The 932-nt window shown below is 62.7% G+C and carries 1 protein-coding gene; it reads left to right on the top strand.

Features of this window, described 5'->3' with window-relative positions; genetic code table 11:
- Nucleotides 1-932, top strand: a 932-nt coding sequence (locus DBR24_RS28185; RefSeq protein ID WP_256591927.1) for a DUF6531 domain-containing protein, incomplete at both ends; no start/stop codon positions are given.

The following is a 932-nucleotide window of genomic DNA, read 5'->3' as shown; positions in this document are numbered from 1 at the left end:
GCCTGCTGCTCCTCAGCGACGAACCGCTGCTGTTCATCCATCTGGCCGCGTTCACCAGTTGGCTGAAGATGTTGCCGCCGCAGCACCTCGCCGAGGTGGTGGCGGAGGTGCGGGTCGAACTGCTGATCAGTTTTCTGTTGGTGCGCGTGTCCGGCGGCGTCGGTGTGTCGCTGCGCTTGAGCAACAAAGTGCTGGCGAAGATCAAATCGCCGCGGACGCGGGAATGGCTGGCGGCTTCTGCGTTGCGCCTGGCTGAGCTGACCGCCACCAGGGACTTGAACTCGCATGCAGGCGTGCTGAAACCGTTGGTGGTCAATGTGCGTGATGTGCCGTTGAAACCAACGGCGTCGATCCCGCTGAACATCCGCCAGGCTGATTCGCTGGTTTTGTCGGTGCCCAATCCGGCGCCGCTTGCGCGAGACAAGTCCCGTGGCATGAGCCGGATGGAACGCCATGAACCGCATGATGACGCCCCCGCTCAAGCGAAAAACCCCAACGGCGACAGCGCCGATTGCGTGCCGCGCACCTGCACCAATGGTTGTCCGGTGTCGATGGTCACCGGCGAAGAACTGCTGAGCCTGACCGATGGCACGCTCGATGGCTTGTTGCCGTTCGAGTTCACCCGGTTGTACCGCACCAGCGCGGTTGAGAACGATGTCGGCCTGGGCTTTGGCTGGAGTCATTCACTGGCGCATCGCCTGGAGTTCGATGGCGATGTGGTGGTCTGGGTCGATCACGAAAACCGCCGCACACGCTTTCCGTTGCCCAGCGTTGAACGGCCGGCGATTCACAACAGCCTGTCGCGGGCGGCGATTTTTCTCGGCGAAGAGCCGGAGGAGCTGATTCTTGCGCTGGCGGGGGAAACGGCGCGGTTTTATCACTTTCGGGCGGGGCGGCTGACGGCGGTCAGCGATTCGTACGACAACCGGTTA

The organism is Pseudomonas sp. HMWF006 (assembly GCF_003061205.1).
Classification (GTDB): domain Bacteria; phylum Pseudomonadota; class Gammaproteobacteria; order Pseudomonadales; family Pseudomonadaceae; genus Aquipseudomonas; species Aquipseudomonas monsensis.
The sequence above is the reverse complement of the archived record's forward strand: the minus strand, read 5'-3'. Positions and strand labels throughout refer to the sequence as shown.